Genomic DNA, 25808 nt, shown 5'->3' with positions numbered 1-25808 from the left:
TCAGCGGGCGGTGCTCAGCTCCCGAGAGTTCCGCTCAATCCACTCTTTTGCCTCTTCCTTGATCGTCTCTGCGTCCTTCCCGTGAGGATCGATCACGGGACCCACGACAACAGTAATCGTTCCGGGTCGCTTGATGAAACCGCGGCGCGGCCAGAACTCGCCGGCATTGTGCGCGACCGGGACAACTGGATAGCCACTCGCTGCCGCGAGCACGGCCCCTCCGATACCGTAACGTCCGGTCTGTCCGGGCGCCACTCGCGTGCCTTCGGGAAATATCACAACCCAGCGACCATCGGCCAGGCGTTCCCTGCCCTGCCTGACCAGCTGCTCTACTGCCTTGCGCCCGGCGCGACGGTCAATCGCGATCGGCTCAAGCATTGCGAGCCCCCAGCCGAAGAACGGAACCCACAGCAGTTCGCGCTTTAATAACCAGACCTGCGGAGGAAAGATGCTCTGCAATGCCAGCGTTTCCCAGGCCGATTGGTGCTTGCAAAAAACTATGGCGTTTCCGGCGGGGATATTATCGCGCCCGTGAACCACATATCGCAGGCCGCATGAAAGCCGCAGCCACCACAGATTGAAACGGGCCCATTGGGTGATAAAGGCATACCGCGCGGTGAACGGAAATGGAAAAGTCAGAACGGCAAGCGGCGCGATGATAAGCGTCGACAACCACATACCCACTGCGAACAGAAAAGAACGAAAAAACAGCATGTACTCAGTCCGCCTCGCGCAAGTCGATCAGGGCCGACGCCGCATCCGCGAGATCGTTGTATACCTCGACATCCGCACACCCGGCACAGGATTTTTCCGTTTCCAGGCCGCGGCCGGTGCGCAACAGAATAGGGCGCGCACCGGCCGCGCGGGCGGCCTCGATGTCGTCGGACGTATCTCCGATAAATGGCACACCGTCCATGTCGACATCCAGGCGCTTTGCCACCTCCAGCAACAGGCCCGGCCTGGGTTTCCTGCAAGAACACTTATCATCTACACCATGCGGGCAGTAGAAGATCGCCTCAATCCGGCCACCTTCGCGGGCAATATCGCTGTTCATCTTCGCATGGATATGCGCGAGTATCCCGCCGTCAAGAGCTCCGCCCGCGATGCCGGGCTGGTTTGTCGCTACCACAAGATGAAACTGCGCAGAAGTCAGCCGAGCGATGGCGCGCAGGCTGCCGGATATCGCCTTCCACTCATCGACGGTGCGTACGCCGGACGGTCGCCTCTCGTTTATCACGCCGTCGCGACCCAGAATCACCAGGCGCGGTATCGGCGACCCGCCCGGCGTTATGCCTGGTTGAACAGGCATGACAGATCGGCGACCTGCATGAACAGCCCGCGCAGCCGGCTGAGCTGGGCGAGACGGTTGCGCCGCACCAACGCATCTTCGCTCATCACCAGCACTTGATCGAAATAGGCGTCCACCACTCCGCGCATCTCAGCCAGATGCCTGAGGACGCCGCTGTAATCCGCGCGCTCGGCCAGTGGTCCAACAGACCTCTCGCACGCTTTCATGGCATCGGCAAGCGCCTTCTCCGCGGGCTCGCTCAGCAGTGACTCAGAAATGTCATCGGGAATGTCTTCCTCGGCCTTCCTCAGGATATTGCCGATGCGCTTGTTGGCAGCCGCGAGACTCACCGCCTCGGGCATTGCCTGAAAGCGCGCGACGGCCTTGACCCGGGCGTCGAAATCCAACGGCTGCGCTGGACGACGCGCCAATACTGCTTCGAACGCCTCGATGTTCATCCCCGTCTCCAGATAATAGGCCCTCAGACGGTCCATCATAAATCCGTAAATCTGATCTGCGACCGCCCGCTCGTGACCCAGGGCCTGGCCATGCGACTTGTAGATCGCTGTCGCCGCGTCGAGCAGACGAACCAGGTCTAGCGGCAGCCCTCCTTCGATCAGGATGCGCAACACGCCGATGGCGGCGCGCCGCAAGGCGAACGGGTCCTTGTCCCCCGTCGGCGATTGACCTATGCCGAAGATTCCGACCAGTGTGTCGAGCTTATCGGCCACCGAGAGGGCGCGGCCCGTCCCGGTGACGGGCAGACGATCACCGGAAAAGCGGGGCAAATACTGTTCCTGCAGCGCCAGCACCACTTCATCGGGCTCGCCGTCATGGCGCGCATAGTGCCCCCCCATGACACCCTGCAGTTCGGGGAACTCGCCCACCATCTGGGTCATCAGATCGCATTTGGACAGATGCCCGGCGCGTTCGGCCGAGCGCACATCGCCTCCGAGCATCTGCGCCACATTGGCGGCCAGCGCCGCGACCCGCTCCGATTTCTGCCTTAATGTACCCAGCTTGCGCTGGAAGATCACCTGCTGCAATCCGGGAAGTCGTGACTCGAGCGTGTGCCGTCGGTCCTGTTCCCAGAAGAACATGGCGTCGCTGAGACGCGGACGGATGACCCGTTCGTTGCCCGCGCGCACGATGTCCATGGCAGGGCTGTCAATGTTGCTCACAGTGATGAAGGCGGGCATCAGCCGGCCATGGCCGTCGACTAGGTGGAAATACTTCTGATGCGCCTTCATGGCGGAAATCAGCGCCTCGGAGGGAACTTCGAGGAAGCGGCGCTCAAACCCGCCGCGCACCGCGACGGGCCATTCGACCATCGCCGTCACTTCATCAAGCAGACTTTCATCGATCACCGCCTCTGCATTGGCCGCGACCGCGGCCTCCATCACCTGCGCGCGCACAGCCTCACGACGGACGGAGAAATCAGCAATGACACGGCCCTCGGTCTCCAGCAGCGGCGCGTACGCGGCCGGTTCTGACAGATTGATCTGTCCGGGGCGAAGGAATCGATGCCCGCGGGTCGCGCGCCCGGCATCAAGACCGAACAGACGCAGGGGCAGAACCTCTTCGCCGTAGAGCAGGACGATCCAGTGCACCGGCCTCACGAAGGTCTCTTCGAGGTCGCTCCAGCGCATGCGCTTTGGCACGGGCAGCACAGCAACCTGCTGGCGAACCAGTTCAGGCAGCAGTTCGCGCACATGACGACCCTGCTGCTCCCTGCGGTATAACAGCCACGCGCCCTTGTCGCCCTCCTGCGTCTCCAGCGCATTGATGTCGATGCCGCAGGAACGCGCGAAGCCAAGCGCAGCCGGAGTCGGATTGCCCTGCCCGTCGAAGGCCGCCGTCAATGCCGGTCCGCGCCGTTCCTCCACCGTATGCGGCTGGATTCCCGCCAGCCGCAGCACCAGCACCGCGAGACGGCGCGGCGTTGCATACACCTTGATGTCGTCGAAACCTAGATGGAGTTTGTGCAAACCCGCACGCACCCCCTCGCCAAGCGCCTCGCTCAGGTGACGCAGCGCCTTGGGAGGCAGCTCCTCGGTGCCAATTTCGAGGAGCAGATCGCGATATTCAGTCATCCACCATCCTCCGGCGCATTCGAGACGTTTGCGCTGCACATAGGGAAACCGAGGGCTGCGCGCCGTTCGTAGTAAGCGCGGGCAACGGCCTCCGCCAGGGCTCGCACGCGCCCGATATAACGCGCGCGTTCGGTTACGCTGATTGCACGGCGGGCATCGAGCAGATTGAACACATGTGAAGATTTTAACATCAGCTCGTAGGCCGCGAGCGGCAGGCCGGCCTCGATCACACGTTTGCTCTGTGCTTCACAGTCATCGAACCAGGAAAACAGAATATCGATATCCGCGTGCTCGAAATTGTAGGCGGACATTTCGACCTCGTTCTGGCGGTATACATCGCCGTAAGTGACCCTGCCGACCGGCCCATTCCTCGACCATACCAGATCGTAGACACTCTCGACGCCCTGCAGGTACATCGCGATCCGTTCGAGGCCATAGGTGATTTCACCTGTCACCGGGCGGCAATCCAGCCCACCCACCTGCTGAAAATAGGTGAATTGCGTGACCTCCATCCCGTTGAGCCACACCTCCCAGCCGAGCCCCCAGGCGCCGAGCGTGGGCGACTCCCAGTTATCCTCCACGAACCGGATATCGTGCACCAGCGGATCGATTCCCAATACCTGCAGCGATCCAAGATAGAGCTCCTGTATATCGCGTGGCGAAGGCTTGATCATGATCTGAAGCTGGTAATAATGCTGCAACCGGTTCGGGTTCTCGCCGTAACGCCCGTCCGTCGGCCGCCGCGAGGGCTGCACGTAGACTGCGCTCCACGGCTCCGGACCTATCGCGCGCAGGAAGGTGGCCGGATGGAAAGTGCCAGCGCCGACTTCCATGTCGTAGGGCTGCAGCAATGTGCAGCCCTTGGCTATCCAGTACTGCTGCAGCGCGAGAATCAGTCCCTGGAAAGTCGATAGGTCAGGGGTTTGCGTCATAATCTGTCAGCCAACATTTGATGGGCGAGTGGAATCACCGCGACTGTGTCCCCTCGAAGTATAACGTTCATCCGCATGGATTTCAGTGCGGCCCGAGGTATCGCTGCACCGCACCTCCGGCAGGCGCGGCCGGCTTGCGTCATTACCAACCCATGCGCGCGATCCCGCATGGTATCAACTGCCGCCTTTTTACCGCAAGCTCGCCGGGCTGGCATGGGCAAAATGAGACCTGGTCGCTAAGGCGGTGGAACCCTGTGCCGATGTAATAGCACCGGTCAACATCAAGACAGCAACCATCAATCATGAACCCGACATCCGCTACACAATGGCATAAACTCGTCAGCCAGGCCGAGCATCTCACCGGCTGCACAATCACCGAACAAGCGGAAAACTACCTGGTCGGGCTGCTGGCGCAATTTTCGGCCAAGCCGCTCATGATGGCGCGGGTGCTGGCTTTCGATTACCTTAACGATCCGCTCCTGCAGTCAAAATCCCGCGTCGAACGGCTGAAGGACATCGGCGACCATTGCCTCCTGTTCGCCGGACTGTTTCCGCAACATGCGGAGCGCCGCAAGCTCCGTCTCGGTGACATGGTCGAGCTGGGTCAGAATGCATACCATCAGCTGCACGAATCCGCGCCTTTCGAGGCGGGCGGCCTGTATGCCGACCTAGCGCGCGGGTTCGTCACTTTGATGGATCTCCTGCACGCCATACGCGAACTGAGAGACGAACGCGCCCGCCTGTCTCCACTGCATGCTTTCGACCTGTGGAGCGATACGGGCAGCCTGCACGCCCTGCGGGTGATCCGCACCTTCACCGACGCCACCCCGGTCAGATCTCCGGCGTACAACGACGCATTCCTGATGTAACACCACGCCCCACCGCCCTCCGGATGCCTTTCCCGCGTAACGCTGACGACCATCGCGAACGCGGTGAAGTCGTTTTGTCCAAAACATCCCGGATTTGCTATTATTACCGGTCTTCACCGGGACGGGACAACACCCCCTAGACGATATGGCGACGCAGCGCAATGCCGTGGCCCTGATTTCCGGCGGGCTGGACTCCATGCTCGCCGCGCGCGTCATACAGGACCATGGCGTCCATGTCGAAGGCATCAACTTCTTCACCGGCTTTTGTGTCGAGGGGCATACGCACGCCATCCGCCGCAAAGACTCCGCCAGACCCAAACGCAACAACGCGCTCTGGGTCGCAGAGCAGCTCGGCATCAAACTCCATATCGTCGACGTTATCGAGGAATACAAGGATATCGTCATCAACCCGAAGCACGGCTACGGTGCACATATCAACCCATGCCTTGATTGCAAGGGATTCATGGTCAGGAAGGCGCGCGAATGGATGGAGGAGCACGGGTTTGATTTCATCATCACCGGCGAGGTGCTGGGTCAGCGTCCCATGTCCCAGCGCCGGGACACGTTCCCTGTTGTAGCCCGCGAGTCCGGCGCGAACGACCGCCTGCTCAGACCATTGTGCGCAAAGCTGCTGTCGCCGACCCTGCCGGAACGCGAAGGGTGGGTCGATCGCACCCGCCTCCACGATTTCAACGGCCGTTCCCGCAAGCCGCAGATCGCACTGGCGCAGCATTACGGGCTGCATGACTATGCCCAACCCGCGGGCGGCTGCTGCTTCCTGACCAATGAGCAATACGCGGTCAAAATTGAGGATCTATGGACATCGCGCGGGCGGCGGGACTATGAACTGGACGATATCATGCTCCTCAAGGTCGGCCGCCATATCCGGCCGCGACGTAACTTCAAGCTCATTGTTGGGCGCGAAGAAGGCGAAAACAGGTTCCTCGAAGGCTATAAAAACCGCTATACTGCCTTCCGCTCGACCAGCCACAGCGGACCATTGGCCTTGCTCGACGGTACGGCGGATGAAGAAGAACTCCGGTTATCGGCGCGGCTTGTTGCGCGCTACGGCAGGGGAAAGGATGCAGCGCTGGTCAGCGTCGAGATCATCGAGCCAGGTCGCCAGCCGCGCGAGATCCAGGTACGCCCCATGAGCCAGGAGGAGATCCCCGGCGAGTGGTACATAGCATGAGCCACCACGTTCTCGACGTGCGTTTTCAGCTGTGTCCGATCCCGGTGATACGTACCCAGAACATGGTCAACAAGCTGGCAAACGGGGACATCGTGGAAGTCCTGTGCACCGACCCCGGCACGCTCCACGACATCCCCGCATGGTGCCGCATCCACGGCCACAGGCTGCTTGATTCAGAACAAGGCAAGGAAGAGATACGCATTGTCTTGGAAGTGTGCAGAATCCCATAGCTACGCCCCATGATGGAACGTTGCAGCACCACGATGGTGCATTTTTACGCTGTGCGGTGAATTAGATAATAGTTATGTATCTGTAATTAAATAAGATTCCGGCATGGCATAGTTTCTGCTACCGGGTAGGAAGTCTGACCAGCAACCGTTTAGATATAGTCTCGGAGGATGCAAATGTCACAGAAAGTTTTAAAAATGATCAAGGACCAGGAGGTCAAATTCGTTGACCTGCGCTTTACCGACACCCGCGGCAAAGAGCAGCACGTTTCCTTCCCCGCACACCGCATCGACGCCGGCACCTTCAAGGACGGCGTGATGTTCGACGGCTCCAGCATCGCCGGCTGGAAGGGTATCGAAGAATCAGACATGATCCTGCTGCCCGATGCCGAGACTTCCGTGCTTGATCCCTTCATGGATGAGACCACGCTGATCATCCGCTGTGACATCCTTGAACCGAAGACCATGCAGGGTTACGAGCGCGACCCGCGCACCATTGCCAAGCGCGCCGAGGAATACCTGAAGTCCACCAAGATCGCCGACGTCGCGTATTTCGGCCCGGAACCCGAGTTTTTCATCTTCGACGACGTGCGCTGGGGCTCCAACATGGGCGGCTCCTTCTACAAGATCGACTCTGATGAGGCATCGTGGAACTCCGAGCGCGTGTTCGAGGAGGGTAACATCGGCCATCGCCCGGGCACCAAAGGCGGCTACTTCCCGGTCCCGCCCGTCGACTCGCTGCAGGACATCCGTTCGGCCATGTGCCTGGCCTTGCAGGAGATGGGCGTCGAAGTCGAGATCCATCATCACGAGGTCGCCACCGCGGGCCAGTGCGAGATCGGCACCAAATTCAACACCCTGACCAAGCGCGCCGACACCAACCAGATCCTCAAGTACGTGATCTGGAATGTGGCGCACGCCTACGGCAAGACCGTGACTTTCATGCCCAAGCCCCTCGTCGGCGACAACGGCAGTGGCATGCACGTCCACCAGTCGCTCGCCAAGGGCGGCAAGAACCTGTTCACCGGCAACAAATACGGCGGCCTGTCGGAACTCGCCCTGTACTACATCGGCGGCATCCTGAAGCACGCCCGCGCCCTGAACGCCATCACCAACTCCAGCACGAACAGCTACAAGCGTCTCGTGCCCGGCTTCGAGGCCCCGGTGCTGCTGGCCTACTCGGCCCGCAACCGTTCGGCCTCGATCCGCATACCCTGGGTCTCCAACCCGATCGCGCGCCGCATCGAGGTGCGATTCCCGGATTCCTCCGGCAATGTTTACCTCACCTTCGCCGCCATGCTGATGGCCGGCCTGGACGGTATCAAGAACAAGATTCATCCCGGCGACGCGATGGACAAGAATCTGTACGATCTGCCGCCGGAGGAGCTCAAGGAAGTTCCGACGGTCTGCCATTCGCTCGATATGGCGCTGGACTACCTGGACAAGGATCGCGCATTCCTCAAGGCCGGCGGCGTCTTCACCGACGACGTGATCGACAGCTACATCGAATTGAAGATGGCGGAAGTCACACGCATTCGCATGACCACCCATCCGGTCGAATTCGACATGTACTACAGCATGTAAGCCAAGCGCGTTTCCGGTTCATACCATGCCAAAACCCCCGGCCCGCCTGGCCGGGGGTTTTTTTTGACATCCTGCGCGTTCCCGGATACATAGATGGGATGATGCTGAACAAGATACAGAACCTCTGTCTTCCCGGCCTGATCTGCCTCCTGGGACTGGCTCCCTGCGCCCTGGCCGCGGAGATCTACAAACAGGTGCTGCCGGACGGCACGGTAACCTACTCGAGCGAACCGCTGCCCAATGCCGAGAAGATAGACCCGCCGCAGCCCATGGTGATTCCCTCACTGAAGTCGCCCGCCGGCGCCGGGGCCGTGGAACGCACACAACCCATCGTGCCGCCCTATGACCGTCTTGAGATCATGGAGCCCACCGATGACCAGGTCATATGGAGCAATGAGCGCGAAGTCAGCGTAGACATCGCTCTCGAACCCGCCCTGAAGGTGCAGCAGGGACACCGCCTGGTGATCCTGCTGGACGGCAGCCGGGTCGCCGGACCGGCAGACGACACCCGCTTCACAATCGCCGAGGTCGACCGCGGCTCGCATGTCCTTACTGCAGAGGTGCACGACATCGCAGGTCGAGTCCTGATGCATTCTGCGCCCGTCACCATCCACCTCAAACAGCACTCGACCCTGCAGCCAGGTCGCCCCTAAGCCCCATAATGATCGCGCAATCCGGGTCATTGCCCTAAAATAGGGCAACATACAGATTTACAGTGTGCAACCTGTGCCTGATTTATGGGCATCATCGATCCCGATAGCACCGCGGCATCTTGCATGCATCAGTTTATTCCGTTGTATTTAATCAATATTTTTCAGGCCATTCGATACGCCGCATAAACTCTTCGATCGAATCGTTCGTCATCGCATGATTGGTTTACTTTTTGCAAAACGAGGATGTGTTAGCAAATACGATGACAACGGGGCGCACCGATCAGCGGATCCTTGAGAACCTCAACACTGCGGTGTTGTTGTTCAACGGGGCGTTGGAGCTCAAATATATCAATCCGGCGGGCGAGATCCTGTTCGAGGTCAGTGCGCGGCATATCCTTGGCCAGCCGGTCATACGCCTGTTCCCGGAATCCCAGGAATTCGTCCTTGCTCTGAGCCGTTCCCTGCACAGCGGCCACCCGTATACGGAGCGCGGCGCCCGGCTGCGCATGCCGGACCAGCGCATGGTCACCGTCGACGTCACAGTCACCCCGCTGCAGGAACGCAACGACCACGAGCTGCTGCTCGAACTGCTGCAGGTGGACCGGCACATGAAGATCGCGCGCGAGGAGAACCTCATTGCGCAGTACAACAATACCCGGACGCTGATGCGCGGCATGGCGCACGAGATAAACAATCCCCTGGGCGGTCTGCGCGGGGCCGCCCAGTTGCTCGACCGCGAGCTGAACAACGAGACTCTCAAGGAATACACCCGGGTGATCATCGGTGAGGCGGACCGCCTGCAATCCCTGCTGAGCAGAATGCTAGGCCCGAACGCCATCCCGCTCAAGCGCAAGGTGAACATCCACGAGGTCACCGAGCGCGTCCGCGCACTGATACAGGCGGAGGCGGGCACGCAGGTCGCGATCCTGCGCGATTACGATCCGAGCATCCCCGAACTTCACGCGGATGCCGACCAGCTCATACAGGCCGTACTCAACATCACGCGCAACGCGCTGCAGGCCATCAACGGCAAGGGTACGATCATGCTGCAGACGCGCACCCAGCGCCAGTTCACCATCGGACACAGGACCCATAAGCTGGTGGTGCAGATCAACATCATCGACAGTGGTCCGGGCATCCCCGCTGACATGATCGACAAAGTCTTCTATCCCATGATCAGCGGCCGCCCGGGGGGCACCGGCCTCGGCCTGCCCATCGCGCAGTCGATCGTGAACCAGCACGGCGGACTTATCGAGTGCAACAGCCGCCCAGGTAGAACCGTCTTTTCCATCATACTGCCACTTGAGGAACAGCATGAGCAGCAATAACGACCACGTCTGGGTCATCGACGATGACCGCTCCATCCGCTGGGTGCTGGAAAAAGCCCTGGCGAAGTCCCACATGCAGGTCACCAGCTTCAAGAGCGCCTCCGGCATCATGGACCGCCTCAGCACCGAGCAACCCGATGCCATCATCGCCGACATCCGCATGCCGGGCATGGACGGTCTCGCACTGATGGAACTCATCAAGACGAGCTACCCAGATCTGCCAGTGATCATCATGACCGCGCATTCCGATCTCGACAGCGCGATTGCCGCCTACGAAGGCGGGGCGTTCGAATACCTGCCCAAGCCGTTCGATGTCGACGAGGCGACCGACCTGATCAATCACGCCATCCGCCAGCGCCGGCGCAGCGGCACCAAGCCCCACGAGACCAACACGCATTCTCCGGAAATCGTCGGCGAGGCCCCGGCCATGCAGGAGGTGTTCCGCGCCATCGGGCGCCTGGCGCGCTCCAACATGACAGTGCTGCTGACGGGTGAATCCGGCACCGGCAAGGAACTGGTTGCGCGCGCGCTGCACCGCCACAGCCCGCGCGCCGACGGTCCATTCATCGCGATCAACACCGCGGCAATCCCGCGCGAACTGCTCGAATCCGACCTGTTCGGCCACGAACGCGGGGCCTTTACCGGCGCCCAGAACATGCACCGCGGCCGTTTCGAACAGGCGGACAGCGGCACCCTGTTCCTGGACGAGATCGGCGATATGCCGGTCGAGCTGCAGACACGTCTTCTGCGCGTGCTGGCCGACGGCGAGTTTTACCGCGTGGGAGGCCACAGTTCCATCAAGGTGGATGTGCGCATCATCGCCGCCACGCACCAGAATCTCGAAGAGCGCGTCAAGGCACCGGGCAGTTCCGCGAGGATCTCTATCACCGCCTGAATGTCATCCGCATCCATATCCCGGCGCTGCGCGAACGACGCGAGGATGTCCCGATGCTGATCCAGCATTTCCTCAATCGCGCGGCGCAGGAGCTCGCCGTCGAACCGAAATCGCTCGACAGCGAGGCCACCAAGTTCCTGACCCAGCTGGAATGGAACGGCAACGTCCGCCAGCTCGAGAACACCTGCCGCTGGCTCACGGTGATGTCGCCCGGACGGGTGATCCACCTCGAGGACATGCCACCCGAACTCAGGCACGAGCTCCCCTCCGGAGGGGAAACGAGCGCGTGGGAAACCGCGCTGCAGCAGTGGGCCGACAACCGGCTCGTCCAGGGCGGCACGGACCTGCTCGGCGACGCGGTGCCGCGTTTCGAGCGCATCATGATCGAAACAACGCTGCGCCATACCGGTGGCCGGCGTCAGGAGGCGGCCAAGCTGCTGGGCTGGGGTCGCAATACGCTTACCCGCAAGATCAAGGAACTCGGCATCGCCGAGGACGATACCGTGCCGGAGGAAGAACAGGTCGAACCGTGACCTGGTGACGAGCGGTGACGGGAGCGGAAGCGTCCCGGCGGAGATACCACGGCTCCCCCAGCACCCGCTTTCGGCGCCACAGTTGCCTTACGGCGTCAGGCGCACCCCATCCCCTGCCCGTTGAGCACCAGGGTGCCGGTCAGCTGGCCGACCTCGCTCAGTCCATGACGTTTGAGGTAGGCGACGATGCCAGCATTGATCTTGGGACAGAGCAGCGGGTCATAAAAGAGACCGGTGCCGACGCCGACCGCGGTGGCGCCCGCGATGAGGAACTCCAGCGCATCCTCCGCGCCGCACACGCCGCCCTGCCCGATGATCGGGATGCCGTGGCCCCGGCACACCTGATAGACCTGATGCACCTTCAGCAGCGCGATGGGCTTGATCGCCGGCCCGGACAACCCGCCCTGGTTGTTGCCGATGATGGGCGTGCGTTGCTCGATATCGATCGCCATCCCGGTCAGGGTGTTGATGACGGCGAAGGCGTCGGTGCCGGCATCGATGCAGCGGCGCGCGTTCTCGGCGATGTCGGTCTGGTTGGGCGACAGCTTGGTGATGAGCGGTTTGCTCGTAACCGCGCGGCAGGCGGCGACCACGCGCGCCGACATGTCCGGATCGTTGCCGAACTGTACCCCGCCCTCCTTGACGTTGGGGCAGGAGATGTTGATCTCCATGGCGTCGATCGGCGAGTCGTCGAAGGCGCGCGTGACCTCGACGTATTCCTCGATGGTGGACCCGGAGACATTGGCGATGAAACGGGTCTCGGAGAAATCGAGCCGCGGCAGGATCACCTTCACCACGTGGTGCACGCCGGGATTCTGCAACCCGATTGCGTTCAGCATGCCCATCGGCGTTTCAGCAACCCGGTGCGGCGGGTTACCGAGACGGGGCTTGAGCGTCGTTCCCTTCAGGCATACCGCGCCGGCATCGTGATTGGAGAATCCCTCGACGCGGGTATATTCCTCACCGAAACCGACGCACCCGGACAACAGCACCAGCGGCGTGGCGAAATGCATGCCGCAGAAATCGAGCTCGAGCGCCCGCTTGTCATCCTCGTTCACCGCTTGACCACCCATCGCACAGAGGTTATTACATCAGGATTGTCACCGGAGCCGCCCGCGCATGTTCCACGTCGCCCTCTGCCAGCCCGAGATCCCGCCCAACACGGGCAATATTATACGCCTGTGCGCCAACACCCACACCGCCCTGCACCTCATCCACCCGCTCGGTTTTACGCTCGATGACGCCCGTCTTCGGCGCGCCGGACTTGACTATCACGAGTACACCCGGCTGCGGGAGCATCGCGATCTCGCCTCGTTTCTCGAGACGGTGGCGCCGGCCCGCGTCTTTGCCTGCTCCACACGCGGAGGCACGCTCTACACCGAAGCCGCCTACACACCCGGCGACGCCTTCCTGTTCGGCCCCGAGACGCGCGGCCTCTCCGCGGAACTGCTGAACCTCCTGCCGCCCGAGCGGATCATCCGCATTCCGATGGCGCCGCACTGCCGCAGCCTCAACCTTTCCAATGCGGTCGCTGTGATCGTCTATGAAGCCTGGCGGCAGCAGGACTTCGCGCAAGGGGCATAGGATCACGGCGAGCCGGCCGCCGGCCGCAGCGACTGCGCCAGTTCACGCAGATTCTCCACCAGGCGCTCGATCACCCCGCTCCAGTCACCAGGAGCCGCCTGCCTGAAGAGGCGCGCCGATGGATACCACGGGCTGTCGTCGCGCCCGCGCAGCCAGCGCCAGTCGGGGTTATGCGGGAGCAGGATCCACACGGGTTTTCCCATCGCGCCGGCGAGATGGGCGACCGAAGTGTCCACCGTGATCAGCAGGTCGAGACTCGCGATGAGCGCCGCGGCATCGGCAAAGTCCGCCACACGTTCCCCTGGGCGAAGAATCGCCGGGTGGGCCGCGAGGAAGGCCGCATCCGCTTCGCGCACCTCCTTCTGCACGCCGATGAAAGTGGCCTCCACGGCGAGCAGTGCATGCATCCCGGACAGCGGCAGCGAGCGGTTGTGGTCATTGGGGTGGCGTGGATCCCCCGACCACGCGAGCCCGACCCGCAGGCCTCGCGTGTCGGCGAGGATGGCCTGCCATACCCGGGCCTTCGCGTCGTCCGGCGTGATGTATCCGGCAGGCGCGGGGATGCCGGCCAGGGTCGTCCTGAATGCCAGCGGCAGGCTCAGCAGGGGGCAATGCCACTCGAAGGCGGGCAGTGCCTCGCCCTGCGCCACGACCTGCGCCGGCCCCACCAGCCGGGACAGCAGGGATTTCAGGGCCGGCTGCACCTCCAGGATCACCCTGGCGCCGGCTTCGGCCAGGTTTTTTGCATAGCGGCAGAACTGAATGGTATCCCCGAAGCCCTGTTCGGCCCATAGCAGGAGGGTACGCCCGGCCACCGGCTCCCGTCCCAGCCAGAGCGGCTCGGGGAAGTGACGCAGGCCCTTTGTCTGCGGGTTCCGCCAGCGCCACTCGTATTCTTCCCAGCCCGCCGCGAAATCGCCCAGCGACAGCCGGCAGAGCGCGGCGCCGCAATGCGCCTCGGGCGAGCCCGGGCTGTGTCTGATGGCTTCTTCGAAGCTCTTCAAGGCGTCTTCGCAACGGTCCAGGTCCTGCAGCACCAGACCTTTGTTGACCAGCGCCTCGACATAATCCGGCTTGAGCCGCAGCGCCTGCACGAAACAGAGCAAAGCCTCCTCGTAGCGGTTGAGGCGGCGCAGCGTATTGCCGCGGTTGCTGATCGCCTCGTGCATGTCAGGCCTGAGCCCGAGCGCACGCTCGTAGCTCGCGAGCGCCTCATCGTAACGCCGCAGCTCATACAGGATCAGGCCGCGATTGTAATGCGCGTCGACAATATCGGGACGCAGTGCCAGCGCGCGCTCATAGCTGGCCAGTGCCTCTGGGTGGCGCATCATCTCCTGCAGTATCAGCCCGCGGTTGTACAGCGCCTCCACGTAATCAGGCTTGATCGCCAGGGCGCGATCGTAACTGGCAAGCGCATCATCGCGGCGGCTCAGGTCATGCAGTACGTTCCCGCGGCGATACCAGGCCTCGGCGAACGCCGGCCTGAGCGCCACGGCGCGGTCATAACTCGCCAGCGCATCCGGATAGCGGTACAAGGCCTGCAGGATAATACCCCGACTCATGAAGGCCTGTTCAGAGCGCGGATTGATCGCCACCGCCTGCTCGATCAGGCGTGCAGCTTCCTCCGGATGGCCGAGCTGGAACACCAGGATCGCCAGCAGGTGCAGTGCATCGAAGTGGCCGGGGGCGCTGCCCAGGATTTCCTGACAGTACGCTGCCGCTTCCGCGAGCCTGCCCGCCTGATAGCATGACTGCGCACGCCGCAGCGTCGCGGACAACGCAGCAGCGCCGCCCGTCGCGCCGCCGCGCCTCGATCCACCCCGGTTTGATCCTCCCGTGCGCGTGGACATCGTGCGGTGTCTCAACCTCGGCTTGTTCGCCGCATCATGGTTTGCGGGTACCCTGCCGGGCGCCGGATCCCGCGGTGATGAACCCGCTCACGGCAAGATGGCGGTCCGAGACCCCTCGCACGAGAAACCCGGGAAGGCCGGCCTCATCAAGCTGTCCGCGCACCTCTCCCGGCCGGTAGGCGGCGAGCAGCGAGTGATGGAAATCACGCCGGAGCACCTCGGGGGCGTCCGCTGCATGGCGCTCCACCAGTTCCTGTGCCTGGGATTCGTCGTCCGGACGCATCAGATCCATGACAAATACCGCCGCACCCGGTCGGCCACAGCGCCAGACGGTATCCCACAAGACCGCGGGATCGTGCAGGTGGTGCAACAGGCTGTTGCTGACGATGGCGTTGCAATCCCCGGGCAAGGTGCAATCCGGCAATCGGCCATGGATCAGGCGGATGCGGGAGGCGAGACCATGCCGGCGCACGCGCTCCTCCCCGTACCTGAGCATCGCCGCCGAGCCGTCCACGCCGTCGATGGCGAGGGCGGGGAAAGCCTTCGCCAGGCGCACGGTGACATCCGCCGGTCCGCAGCCGAGGTCCAGCATGCGCCCGCGGATCTCATGCCCCGCCCAGGCCTCCCTGCACAGTCGCACGAACATCGAATGCGGTTCGGCGAAATCGGCCTCGGAATAGGCGCGCGCCTGCGGCTCATCTTCCATCAGCTCGGGTTCGGGGACGCGTCTCATGCCGCTGCGTATCGGGCTGGAGTCAGGGCAGCAGGTGCTCGCCCGCATACAGCATCGGCAAGGTCTCCCGCTCGCGTATCACGTGGGCGCGGGCGCGGTCGACGAGGACCTCGGCCGCACGCGGGCGGGAATTGTAGTTCGAACTCATCACAAAGCCGTAGGCGCCGGCGGAACCGACCACGAGCAGGTCGCCGGACTCCAGGTCGAGCTCACGCGCCTGCCCGAGAAAATCGCCGGTCTCGCACACCGGGCCGACGACATCGTACAACTGGGCAGGGCGGCCCGTACGCGGAACCACGGGCAGGATCTCATGCCATGCGTCGTACAGGGCGGGACGGATCAGATCGTTCATGGCGGCGTCCACGATGGCGAAGCTCTTGCACTCCCCCGGCTTCAGATATTCGACGCGCGTAAGCAGAATGCCGGCGTTGGCGACGATGGCGCGCCCCGGCTCGATCAGAAGCCTGCCGGGCCGGTCACCCAGTCGGCGCAACAGGGCGGCCGCATACTCGGCCGGCGACGGCGGATGTTCCGTACGGTAACGCACCCCCAGCCCGCCACCGAGATTGAGATGATGCAACACGATGCCCCGGCCGGCGAGCGTGTCCACCAGCCTGAGCAGGCGGTCCAGGGCGTCCTCGAATGGCGCCGTCGAGGTCAGCTGCGATCCGATATGGCAGTCCAGGCCGACCAGCTCGACATGGTCCATGCGCACGGCGCGGCCGGCCAGCTCCGCCGCGTCCGTCACCGGGATGCCGAACTTGTTTTCCTTGAGCCCCGTCGAGATGTACGGATGCGTCTTCGCGTCCACATCGGGGTTCACGCGCAGCGAAACAGGTGCCTGCCGCCCGATCTCCCCTGCGACGGCGTTGATCCGTTCGAGTTCGGAGGCGGACTCGACATTGAAACAGGCGATACCGGCCTCGAGCGCACGCCGGATTTCCTGCCGGCCTTTACCCACACCGGAGAAAACGGTCTTGCCGGCATCGCCGCCTGCCGCCAGCACCCGCTCCAGTTCACCGATGGATACGATATCGAAGCCCGATCCCAGACGCGCCAGCAGGTTCAGGATGGCGATATTGGAACAGGCCTTGACGGCGAAGCAGACCAGATGCTCGCGGGCGTGGATTGCCGCGTCGAAGGCGCGCCATTGGCGTTCTATCGCAGCGCGCGAATAGATGTAGCACGGGGTGCCGATCTCCGCGGCGATGGTGCGCAGATCAACGTCCTCGGCGTGGAGGACGCCGCCGCGGTAAGAAAAATCATCCATGGCGACTCACTCGGTCTGTGGTTGTTCTATCCGGCTGTCGTCAGGCAGGTAGAGGTCGCCCTTCTGGCCGCAGGCGGTAATCAGCAGCAGGCACAGCGCCCCGACCGCCACCCAGCGTGACCGGATCGGGATGCCGCACCGCTTCGACTGTTCATATCCGTGCATTTTTGCTAGCTTAGCCGCGAAGACAGGATGCATGGCCGGTGCCGCGCAGGGTGCTTGCGGGCGGACCCGCAAGGAACACGTCCCAGTATAATCAGTTCATGTGGCACAGGCTATGCGATCCGCCCACGCAGACGGTGCCGCAACCCGGGCCTGATTTGAAGGAGGGCCCATGACGGCGAACACGGTATTGCCCGCGGTCATCATAGAACCGACGACCACGGTCCAAGCAAGCATCCTCTGGCTGCACGGACTCGGGGCCGACGGCCACGACTTCGAATCACTGGTCCCCCATCTGGGCTTGCCGCCCGCCGCGGGTGTCCGCTTCATCTTTCCCCACGCACCCCATCGGCCGGTGACAATCAACGGCGGCATGCGCATGCGCGCCTGGTATGACATCTCCGGCGCCGTCCCGCCGCGCGAGGACGGCCCGGGCATCCGGGAGTCGGAACAGGCCCTGCGTCTCCTGATCGCCGGCGAAATCGCAGCGGGCATCGCGCCCGCGCGCATCCTGCTGGCCGGATTCTCGCAGGGCGGTGCCATTGCCCTGCATACCGGCCTGAGATATCCGGAGCGTCTGGCCGGGATCCTGGCATTGTCCACCTATCTGCCACTGGCGGAGACCCTGCAACAGGAGGCCCATCCCGCCAACGCCGGAGTCCCAATCCTGATGGCGCATGGCAGCGAAGACGCCATCATTCCCCTGCCCGCGGCGCGCCGCTCATGCGATGTACTGACCCGGCTGGGTTACCCGGTGGACTGGCGTACCTATCCCATGGGTCACAGCCTCTGCGCCGGGGAGGTCGCCGACATCGCGGCCTGGCTGGACCGGAGGATGCCTCGAATGATCAATAAAATATAATTAATTCATACTATTATAGAAAAACCCCCGCCCCGCTGATCCATCCAGAGATCCGGCAGGGCCATCTTCTTGCAGCATAGCTCTTTAGGAGCCTCCCCTCGACGCCGTTAATATGATCCAGAGAGGGTCAAATATTCTACCGGGCAAAGGAGCACCGATGGGCGTGACGCATCCAATCGTCGGCGATACCCAGTTAAGCCAATTTTCACCCCTGAACAAGCTGGATTCCGCCGCGCGAGAGGAGCTGATCCGTTCGTCAGTCATAGCGCGGCTGCCTCCGGGACGCTGCCTGTTTCAGCGGGATGAGACGTCCACCCGCACCCTGTTTCTCATGGCCGGCCAGCTGGCGCTCCTGTCCGACGGCCAGGACACGCGGATGCTCCGCGCGGATACATTCGAGGCCAGCGCGGCGATCGATGCGCACAATCCCCGCCGCGTTACCGCTCTGGCCCGGACCAGCGTCACCGTTCTCAGCATCGATTCGGAGCTCCTGACCAGGCTGCTGGAACGCGGCCGGGACGCGCCTGCGGCTGACGAAGCCTCGCAGCCTGCCCCCGCTGCGGACAACGAAGCCCCGGACGCGCGACTGTTTGCATCCCCGCTGTTCTCGCGCCTGCCATGGCCCCACCGGCAGGTGCTGAAGAACCGGATGACGCGGCTCCGGATACCCGCCGGCAATACACTGGCCCGGGAAGGCGATCCCGCCAGGCACTATTACTTCATTGAAGAGGGACGCCTGCGTCTGACCAGGCGCTCCAGTCAGCGGCGCCGCGATATCCTCTTCATGGAACCCGGCCCCGGAGAAGGGATCGGCGAGTACGGACTGATCGCCAGCGGCCGGTGCGACGCCACGGCGACCGCCTTGAAGGACACTCGCGTGGCCTGCGTCTCCAAGGGGGAATTTCTCACCCTGCTGGTAAGGCCTCTGCTCAAACGGATCGCGTATTCCGACGTAGCGCCTGAACAGGCACACGACTCCGTACTGCTCGATGTGCGCCCGGTTCGCGCCTTCCAGCGCAGCCGCCTGCCCGGCAGCGTCAATCTGCCGCTCAGGCTGATGCGCCAGCTGGCCCGCCTGCTCGATCGCGGACATGATTACATCATTTACTCGGATAAATCCGGAGATGGAGCGACTGCGGCGTTTCTGCTCTCCTGCCACGGCATCGAGAGCCGTCTGCTGAGCGATGCCGGCAGAGCAGAAGGCCGCAGCAAACCAGGCACAGGACCGCGCGGTTTCAGACCACTGCATGCCTGAGGGGGCAAGGCTTCGGCGGTCGGCGCTCCATGACAGGAGCTGACCGGAGCCGGGGAAATTTATAACGAATCAGTTACCAATAAGAATAACCATGCAGCAGCACTATTACATCGGTAGACAGCCTATCTTCGACGCCGCTCAGAACGTGATCGGATACGAGCTGCTTTATCGTCGCCAGGACCAGACCCAGGCCAAGGTGGTCGATGGCGACCAGGCGACATCACAGATCCTCATCAACAGCTTCCTGGAGATGGGCCTCGAAAAGGTCGTCGGCAATCATCAGGCCTTTATCAACGTGACGCGCAATTTCATCACCAATATCGACCTCCTGCCTCCGCCGAGCTCGCAGCTGGTGCTGGAGATCCTCGAGGACATCGAGATAGACAAGACGGTCATCGCCGCGGTGCGCAGACTGAAGCAGATGGGCTACATCATCGCGCTCGACGACTTCATCTATCACCCGGATCTGAAGCCACTGGTGAATGAGGCCAATATTGTCAAGCTCGACGTGCAGGCACTGAACCATGTGGAGCTGGAAGAGCACGTATTGATCCTGAACAAATACCCGATCAAGCTGCTGGCGGAAAAGATCGAGACTCCCGAGATGTTTGACCGCTGCAAGGAGCTCGAATTCGATTACTACCAGGGATACTTCCTCTGCAAGCCGCGCGTCCTCACCGGGCGACGCATGCCTGCCAACCGCCTCAATACCATGCGCATGATGGCCGAGCTGCAAAACCCCGAGATCAACATCCGGGAGCTGGAAGCGCTGATCTCCCAGGATCCGACCATGAGCTACAAGCTCATGCGCTACATCAACTCCGCCGCCTTTACCCTGAGCAAGAAGGTCGACTCGATCCACCACGCCATCGTCTATCTGGGCGAAAAGGAGATCAAGCGCTGGGCCACCCTGATCGCGCTGACCGGGATCGACGACAAGCCGGACGAACTCATCACCACTTCGCTGATACGCAGCAAGATGTGCGAGCTGCTCGCCGCGTCTTTCCCGGGAGCCAACAAGGATTCGGCGTTCATCGTCGGGTTGTTCTCCACCCTGGATGCAATGATGGATCAGCCTCTGCCCGAGATCCTGGGTGCGCTGCCGCTGAGCCCGGAGATCACGGAAGCCCTGATCAATCGTGCAGGACCGTACGCGGCCATACTGAACAGCGTCATCGCCTACGAACAGGGAAAATGGGACAGGCTTGAGTGCAGCAACATGAGCAAGGACACCATCACCGAGGCCTATCTGCGCTCGCTGGAATGGGCCGACACCATCATGCGTGAGATCAAATCCGACCTGCACGACACGCCGCATTGACCCCTGACGGAACGGCCCGCCCGGCCTTGCCGGCTCGACACTGACGCTGCGCGGCCGCATGACCAGCCGCACCCGCCGCGCGACAATCGTGTAAAATCCCTCGCAGGCGTCTATAAACCACCGGATCGGGGATTCATTGCACCTTCCGGCACGACTGCATAATCTATGGATACGGAATTGATCGAACCGACCGCCGTCGACCGGGACTCACTGATCCAGTCCCTGCGGGCCACCCTGCCCGAGCATTGCCTGCTGAGTGAAGCCGAATCCCTGCGTCCCTACGAGTGTGACGCCCTGTCCGCCTATCGCCAGTGCCCGCTGCTGGTGTGCCTGCCGGAGACTGTGGAGCAGGTCCAGGCCGTCCTGCAGATTTGCCATCGACTCGGCGTCCCGGTGGTCGCGCGCGGCGCGGGGACCGGGCTGTCCGGCGGGGCGCTGCCCCTCGCCGACGGCGTGCTGCTGAGCCTGGCGAAGTTCAACCGCATCCTCGATATCGACGCCGCCAACCGCCTCGCGCGCGTGGAACCGGGGGTGCGCAACCTCGCCGTCACCGATGCCGCCGCCGTACACGGCCTCTACTACGCCCCGGATCCATCCTCCCAGATCGCCTGCACGATCGGCGGCAACGTGGCGGAAAACTCGGGCGGGGTTCATTGCCTCAAGTACGGATTGACGGTCCACAACGTGGCGGCCATGAAGATACTGACCTGTGACGGCCGCCTGCTCGAATTCGGTTCGCGCTCACTGGACAGCCCCGGTTACGACCTCCCCGCCCTCATGTCGGGCTCCGAGGGCCTGCTCGGCGTCATCATCGAGGTGACGCTCCGGCTGCTGCCGTTGCCGGAAAGCACGCAGGTCATGCTCGCCGCGTTTGACAGTGTCGAATCCGCCGCCGACGCGGTGGCCTCTGTCATCGCCGCGGGCATCATCCCCGCAGGGCTCGAGCTGATGGACAATCCGGCGATACGCGCGGCCGAAGCCTACGCCGGGGCCGGATATCCGGTCGACGCCGCGGCGATATTGCTGTGCGAACTAGACGGCAACGCGGCTGAAACCGCGGCGCAGGTGGAACGGGTGCGCGCCTGCCTGATTGCGGCACATGCGAAAGACATCAGGATTGCGGCAGATGCGGCCGAGCGCAAGCGTTTCTGGGCCGGACGCAAGGCCACCTTTCCGGCCGTGGGTCGTCTCGCGCCCGATTACTACTGCATGGACGGTACCATCCCGCGTCGTCGCCTGCCCGAGGTGCTGCGCCAGATCGCGCTCTGGTCGGACGAGTTCGGACTGCCCGTCGCCAATGTCTTCCACGCCGGCGACGGCAATCTGCATCCGCTCATCCTGTACGACGCCAACAAGCCCGGCGAGCTGGAACGCACCGAGGAGTTCGGCGGCCGCATCCTCGAGCTGTGCCTTGCCGTCGGCGGCACCATCACCGGTGAACATGGCGTCGGGGTGGAGAAACTGGCGCAGATGTGCACGCAGTTCGGCGCCGACGAGCTGCGGCAGTTCCATCTGATCAAGGACGCCTTCGACCCGCGCCGCTTGCTCAATCCCGGCAAGGCGGTGCCAACCCTGCACCGCTGCGCAGAATTGGGCCGCATGCACGTGCACGGAGGTAACGTTCCGTTCCCGGACCTGGACCGCTTCTAGCCAGATCGAAATGCCTCGTCAGAACAATCCGAACATCTTGCGTTTCCCGCGGTAGTCGGCAAACAAACCGGACAGGCCGGGATCACCGGACTGCTCTGCCAGGGTAACCGCCTGCTGGCGCTTGTTGTTGCGGATATCCGGATTTGCGCCAGCCTCGAGCAGTTGCCGGGTCACTTCGACATGCCCACCTTGAACCGCGACGATCAGCGCGGTATTGCCGACTTCATTGCGTACATCAACATCCACCTTGCGTGCGATCAGATCCGAGACGATCTCCACGTACCCGCCGTCGGCTGCGAACATAAGCGCGGTGTTGCCTGACAGGCTGCGGCTGTCAGTCGCGGCGCCGGCTGCCAGCAGCAGCCGGAACACGTCCGGCCGTCCTGCCTGTGCGGCCCGCGTGAGCGGGGTAATCCCGTCGGCATCGCTGACCTCCAGCGCCGCCTTGCGCGCAAGCAGCAGGCGCACTGTGTCTTTACGCCCCTCGCTCGCGGCCAGCCACAAGGCACTGCGCCGCGTCTTGTCGACTGCATCGATCCTGGCCCCGCGATCAAGCAGCAGCGCCGCCAGGGCGCTATCACCGGCCTGTGCCGCCATCATCAATGCCGTCTTGCCATCCGAGGCCGCGCGATCCGGATCGGCACCATCGCGCAACAGGCCCGCGACCACCTCGTCATGGCCGGCCTGCGCCGCAACGATCAGAGCCGTAAGCCCGTCGGTCGCGCGCGCCACATCCACCACGGCGCCCGCCGCTGCGAGGACGGCCGCCACTTCGGCGTGGCCGTTTTCGGCGGCGAGCATGAGAGCGGTTTTTCCATTGCGCGCCTGCGCTCCGGGATCGGCGCCTGCCGCCAGCAGACGCCGCACAATGGCGACATGGCCGCGCCATGCCGCGCGGCTCAGGACGTCGTAACCGTCGACATCTCGCGTGGCGAGATCGGCGCCCTGGCCGAGCAGATCCCCGACCATCGCCTCCTGGCCGCGCCAGGCGGCGATCATCAAGGGAGACCAGCCGGCGTACGGGCGTGCGCTCTTTTCTCCACCGGCGGAGACCCCGTCCGCCGGTTCTTCGATCGGCAATGGTCCCGCGGACTGACGACGCGGCTCATCGGACACCGGCTCTGCGCCATGCGCCAGAAGGATCCGCTCCATAGCAACCAGGCCTTTACTGCGAGCGGCCTGTATCGCCGTCCAACCTTTCAAGTTGCGATGATGCACATCTGCGCCGCGGGACAACAGGCGTTCCACGATTTCCTTATGGTTCTCCATCGCTGCCAGCAGCAGCGGCGTGTTCTTATTGCGGTCCGCCACCTCCACAGCCGCCCCGGCGGAGAGCAGGGCATCGATAACCTCCCGCCGCCCCCGCTGCGCGGCGATCAGCAGGGCGTTGTCTCCATAACTGTTGACGGCCGCAGTGGCGGCTCCTGCCGCAAGCAAAATCTTCACCAGCGCCGGGTCGTCCCGACGCACCGCCTCGATCAGAGGAGTATTTCCATAGTCGTCGACGGCATCGGGCGAGGCGCCGCGCTGCAACCAGCGGGCAACCCCGGCGGCGTCGCCCTTCCGCACCGATGACATCATCGCCTCCCTGGCCGCCTGCGGATCCGCGGTGACCGTCTGTCCGTCGCCGCTCGCACCTGCGACCCGTTTCCTGGCCATGCCGTATCCCTGCCCGGCCGACCTCTCGAACCACTGCATCGCCTGCGCATCATCGACGGGCACGCCCCATCCGTTCTCGTACATCACCCCAAGGTTGTACTGGGCCTTGACATGCCCCTGCTCCGCCGCCCGTCTGAGCCAGCGCACAGACTCGGCATGATCCTTGGTCACACCTTGCCCGGAACGGTACAGTGCGGCCAGCTGGTACTGGGCCTCGGCATCACCGGCGTCCGCCTGCTCCCGTAGCAGCAGCGCTGCGCGGCCGTAGTCACGCACGCGAATCGCGGCATTCACGTCATCCATGGAGGCCGCGTGCACCGACGCCCCTCCGCCTGACAGGACGGCTCCGCCCAGCAGAAGGCAGGCGGCCAGGATGGTCCTTGCGAATGTTCGTTGATGCATACCCGTCAGGCCGTACCGTATTTCGTTTCCACCTGGATGCCTGTCTGCTGCAGGAATGCTGTCGGCAGCACCCCGCCCGCGCAGACGATCACCGCGTCGTTATACAACTGGAGCAGTCGCCCCTCCTGTTCAATAAAAACCCGGTCGGACTGTATCATTTTCACGTTAGATTTCATCATGACCTGCAGCCGACCGCTCGTGGCAAGCTCGTTGACTCGGATGCGATTCTTCTCTTTGGCGCGCGAGAAGGCCTCCGACCGGTAGGACAGCGTGACCTTCGCGTCCGTCTCCTCTGCGATGCTGGCGGCCGCCTCCATGGCAGCATCGCCGCCACCCACTACCAGCACATGCCGCCCTCGATACTGGTCGGTATCGATCAGACGATAGACCACCTTGGACAGATCCTCGCCCGGGACCTCCAGCTTTCTCGGCGTGCCGCGCCTGCCGATGGCGAGCAGCACTGACCGCGCCTGATAGATAGCTCGCGACGTCTTGACCACGAACCCGTCAGCTGCCGGCTCGATCATATCCACCCGTTCGTGATAGTTGATCCTCAATCCGGTCTTTCGCTCGACATCCTGCCACAATGTCAGAAGTGCCTCCTTGCTAGTCTCGGTGAGCCGCACCTTTCCGACCATGGGAATGTCCATGGGCGATGTCATGACGATCTTTCCGCGCGGGAAGTGGGCCACCGTTCCGCCGAGCGAGTCCTGCTCGAGGGTGACACAGCGCAATTCATGCTGCATCGCCGCCAGCGATGCCGAAAACCCCGCCGGTCCGGCCCCTACGATGATCACGTCGATCTGTCCATCCCGGCCACGTCCGCGCATTTTCCTGATCGATTCCATCGCCTGCCTGCCCTGCTCGACGGCGTTGCGGATCAATCCCATGCCGCCAAGCTCGCCGGCGATAAAAAGGCCCGGCACATTGGTCTCGAAATCGGGATTCACCATGGGGATATCTACGCCGCGGCTCTCGCTGCCGAACACCAGCGTGATGGCATCGGCCGGACAGGCGTTATTGCATGCGCCGTGACCGATGCAGTGGGAAGGGCGGATCAGCGCCGCCTTGTTGTCGATCAGCTCTAGAACACCTCCTTCAGGACAAGCGCTCACACAGGCGCCGCAGCCGATGCAGCGGGAGACGTCTATCAGCGGATGCAGTGACACCGGACCGGCATGACCGGCGTCGGTCTCCTGCCGCAGCGCGTACAGCGCGCGCTCCGTCCTCCGGAGCCGGCGTCGGTAGAAATACACAACAATCAGCACCAGCAAGGCGCCGTACACTGCCAATTGCACAGTAATCGCGAATGACATCCTGACCCGCTCTTGAATAACTGCTCCACGCCGTAAACAACCGGTCCGCACCATGCATCACGACTGTATCGACCCCTCCGGACCAACGGTATAAACGCACCATGCAGATTTGAGGATTCCACCGCAACCGGCGCCGATCGCGCCTTAAGC

At 63.1% G+C, this 25808-nt stretch carries 22 protein-coding genes and 1 pseudogene; 12 read left to right on the top strand and 11 right to left on the bottom strand.

Annotation, left to right across the window (positions count from 1 at the left end; genetic code table 11):
* The 4 genes from IPK65_11240 to glyQ are packed head-to-tail and all read right to left on the bottom strand — an operon-like array spanning window position 1 to window position 4313.
* Window positions 1-714, bottom strand: a complete 714-nt coding sequence (locus IPK65_11240; GenBank protein ID MBK8163678.1) for a 1-acyl-sn-glycerol-3-phosphate acyltransferase — start codon at window positions 712-714, stop codon at window positions 1-3.
* A gap of 4 nt (window positions 715-718) precedes the next feature.
* Window positions 719-1309, bottom strand: a complete 591-nt coding sequence (gmhB, locus tag IPK65_11235; GenBank protein MBK8163677.1) for a D-glycero-beta-D-manno-heptose 1,7-bisphosphate 7-phosphatase — start codon at window positions 1307-1309, stop codon at window positions 719-721.
* The gene (locus IPK65_11230) at window positions 1288-3381 is read right to left on the bottom strand and encodes a glycine--tRNA ligase subunit beta (GenBank protein MBK8163676.1); all 2094 of its coding nucleotides are present in this window, start codon (window positions 3379-3381) and stop codon (window positions 1288-1290) included. Before IPK65_11230 ends, gmhB begins: the two co-directional genes overlap by 22 nt.
* Entirely contained in the window at window positions 3378-4313 is a 936-nt protein-coding gene (gene glyQ, locus IPK65_11225) for a glycine--tRNA ligase subunit alpha (GenBank protein MBK8163675.1), read from the bottom strand. Before glyQ ends, IPK65_11230 begins: the two co-directional genes overlap by 4 nt.
* A 302-nt stretch (window positions 4314-4615) precedes the next feature.
* Between glyQ and IPK65_11220 the strand changes: the two genes are divergently transcribed.
* From IPK65_11220 to ntrC, 7 genes and pseudogenes are all read left to right on the top strand, one after another.
* Window positions 4616-5182, top strand: a complete 567-nt coding sequence (locus tag IPK65_11220) for a hypothetical protein (GenBank protein MBK8163674.1) — start codon at window positions 4616-4618, stop codon at window positions 5180-5182.
* Between the two features lie 145 nt (window positions 5183-5327).
* Window positions 5328-6374, top strand: coding sequence for a tRNA (5-methylaminomethyl-2-thiouridylate)-methyltransferase (locus tag IPK65_11215; protein ID MBK8163673.1), 1047 nt, complete (start codon window positions 5328-5330; stop codon window positions 6372-6374).
* Window positions 6371-6604: a sulfurtransferase TusA family protein gene (locus tag IPK65_11210; protein MBK8163672.1), complete on the top strand. Its 234-nt coding sequence runs from the start codon at window positions 6371-6373 to the stop codon at window positions 6602-6604. The genes IPK65_11215 and IPK65_11210 overlap by 4 nt, the downstream gene beginning before the upstream one ends.
* 174 nt (window positions 6605-6778) lie before the next feature.
* Complete coding sequence (gene glnA / locus IPK65_11205; GenBank protein MBK8163671.1) at window positions 6779-8185, top strand: glutamate--ammonia ligase; 1407 nt, start codon at window positions 6779-6781, stop codon at window positions 8183-8185.
* 98 nt (window positions 8186-8283) lie between these two features.
* A complete protein-coding gene (locus IPK65_11200; protein MBK8163670.1) occupies window positions 8284-8838 on the top strand; it encodes a DUF4124 domain-containing protein in 555 nt (184 codons plus the stop codon).
* A 260-nt stretch (window positions 8839-9098) separates the two neighbouring features.
* Entirely contained in the window at window positions 9099-10166 is a 1068-nt protein-coding gene (gene glnL / locus IPK65_11195; protein MBK8163669.1) for a nitrogen regulation protein NR(II), read from the top strand.
* A pseudogene (ntrC, locus tag IPK65_11190) lies at window positions 10153-11594 on the top strand (nitrogen regulation protein NR(I)). Before glnL ends, ntrC begins: the two are co-directional and overlap by 14 nt.
* Window positions 11595-11689: 95 nt before the next feature.
* On the opposite strand, the gene IPK65_11185 reads toward ntrC, so the two are convergent.
* Window positions 11690-12667: a dihydroorotate dehydrogenase gene (locus tag IPK65_11185; GenBank protein MBK8163668.1), complete on the bottom strand. Its 978-nt coding sequence runs from the start codon at window positions 12665-12667 to the stop codon at window positions 11690-11692.
* Between the two features lie 46 nt (window positions 12668-12713).
* On the opposite strand from IPK65_11185, the gene IPK65_11180 reads away from it, so the two are divergent.
* Window positions 12714-13178, top strand: coding sequence for a tRNA (cytidine(34)-2'-O)-methyltransferase (locus IPK65_11180; protein ID MBK8163667.1), 465 nt, complete (start codon window positions 12714-12716; stop codon window positions 13176-13178).
* A 2-nt stretch (window positions 13179-13180) separates the two neighbouring features.
* On the opposite strand, the gene IPK65_11175 is transcribed toward IPK65_11180, so the two are convergent.
* The 4 genes from IPK65_11175 to IPK65_11160 are packed head-to-tail and all read right to left on the bottom strand — an operon-like array spanning window position 13181 to window position 17196.
* Window positions 13181-15028: a tetratricopeptide repeat protein gene (locus IPK65_11175; protein ID MBK8163666.1), complete on the bottom strand. Its 1848-nt coding sequence runs from the start codon at window positions 15026-15028 to the stop codon at window positions 13181-13183.
* A 34-nt stretch (window positions 15029-15062) separates the two neighbouring features.
* Window positions 15063-15761: a class I SAM-dependent methyltransferase gene (locus IPK65_11170; protein MBK8163665.1), complete on the bottom strand. Its 699-nt coding sequence runs from the start codon at window positions 15759-15761 to the stop codon at window positions 15063-15065.
* 22 nt (window positions 15762-15783) lie between these two features.
* Window positions 15784-17031 (bottom strand): diaminopimelate decarboxylase, encoded by a 1248-nt coding sequence (gene lysA, locus IPK65_11165; protein ID MBK8163664.1) that lies wholly within the window; start codon window positions 17029-17031, stop codon window positions 15784-15786.
* A 6-nt stretch (window positions 17032-17037) separates the two neighbouring features.
* Complete coding sequence (locus tag IPK65_11160) at window positions 17038-17196, bottom strand: lipoprotein (GenBank protein ID MBK8163663.1); 159 nt, start codon at window positions 17194-17196, stop codon at window positions 17038-17040.
* A 169-nt stretch (window positions 17197-17365) separates the two neighbouring features.
* Between IPK65_11160 and IPK65_11155 the strand changes: the two genes are divergently transcribed.
* The 4 genes from IPK65_11155 to IPK65_11140 all read left to right on the top strand — a co-directional run bounded on the left by IPK65_11155 (window position 17366) and on the right by IPK65_11140 (window position 22281).
* Window positions 17366-18055, top strand: a complete 690-nt coding sequence (locus tag IPK65_11155) for a carboxylesterase (GenBank protein MBK8163662.1) — start codon at window positions 17366-17368, stop codon at window positions 18053-18055.
* Window positions 18056-18218: 163 nt separating this feature from the next.
* Window positions 18219-19310: a cyclic nucleotide-binding domain-containing protein gene (locus IPK65_11150; protein MBK8163661.1), complete on the top strand. Its 1092-nt coding sequence runs from the start codon at window positions 18219-18221 to the stop codon at window positions 19308-19310.
* A gap of 91 nt (window positions 19311-19401) precedes the next feature.
* Window positions 19402-20631, top strand: a complete 1230-nt coding sequence (locus IPK65_11145; GenBank protein MBK8163660.1) for an HDOD domain-containing protein — start codon at window positions 19402-19404, stop codon at window positions 20629-20631.
* 165 nt (window positions 20632-20796) lie between these two features.
* Complete coding sequence (locus IPK65_11140; GenBank protein MBK8163659.1) at window positions 20797-22281, top strand: FAD-binding protein; 1485 nt, start codon at window positions 20797-20799, stop codon at window positions 22279-22281.
* An 18-nt stretch (window positions 22282-22299) separates the two neighbouring features.
* On the opposite strand, the gene IPK65_11135 is transcribed toward IPK65_11140, so the two are convergent.
* Both IPK65_11135 and IPK65_11130 read right to left on the bottom strand, forming a co-directional pair.
* On the bottom strand, window positions 22300-24342 hold the full coding sequence (locus IPK65_11135) for an ankyrin repeat domain-containing protein (GenBank protein MBK8163658.1): 2043 nt from the start codon (window positions 24340-24342) through the stop codon (window positions 22300-22302).
* 5 nt (window positions 24343-24347) lie between these two features.
* Window positions 24348-25658 (bottom strand): NAD(P)-binding domain-containing protein, encoded by a 1311-nt coding sequence (locus IPK65_11130; GenBank protein ID MBK8163657.1) that lies wholly within the window; start codon window positions 25656-25658, stop codon window positions 24348-24350.
* Window positions 25659-25808: the final 150 nt, after the last annotated feature.

The sequence above is a fragment of the Gammaproteobacteria bacterium genome, assembly GCA_016712635.1.
GTDB lineage: Bacteria > Pseudomonadota > Gammaproteobacteria > SZUA-140 > SZUA-140 > JADJWH01.
This window is presented reverse-complemented; position numbering and strand designations above follow the sequence as displayed.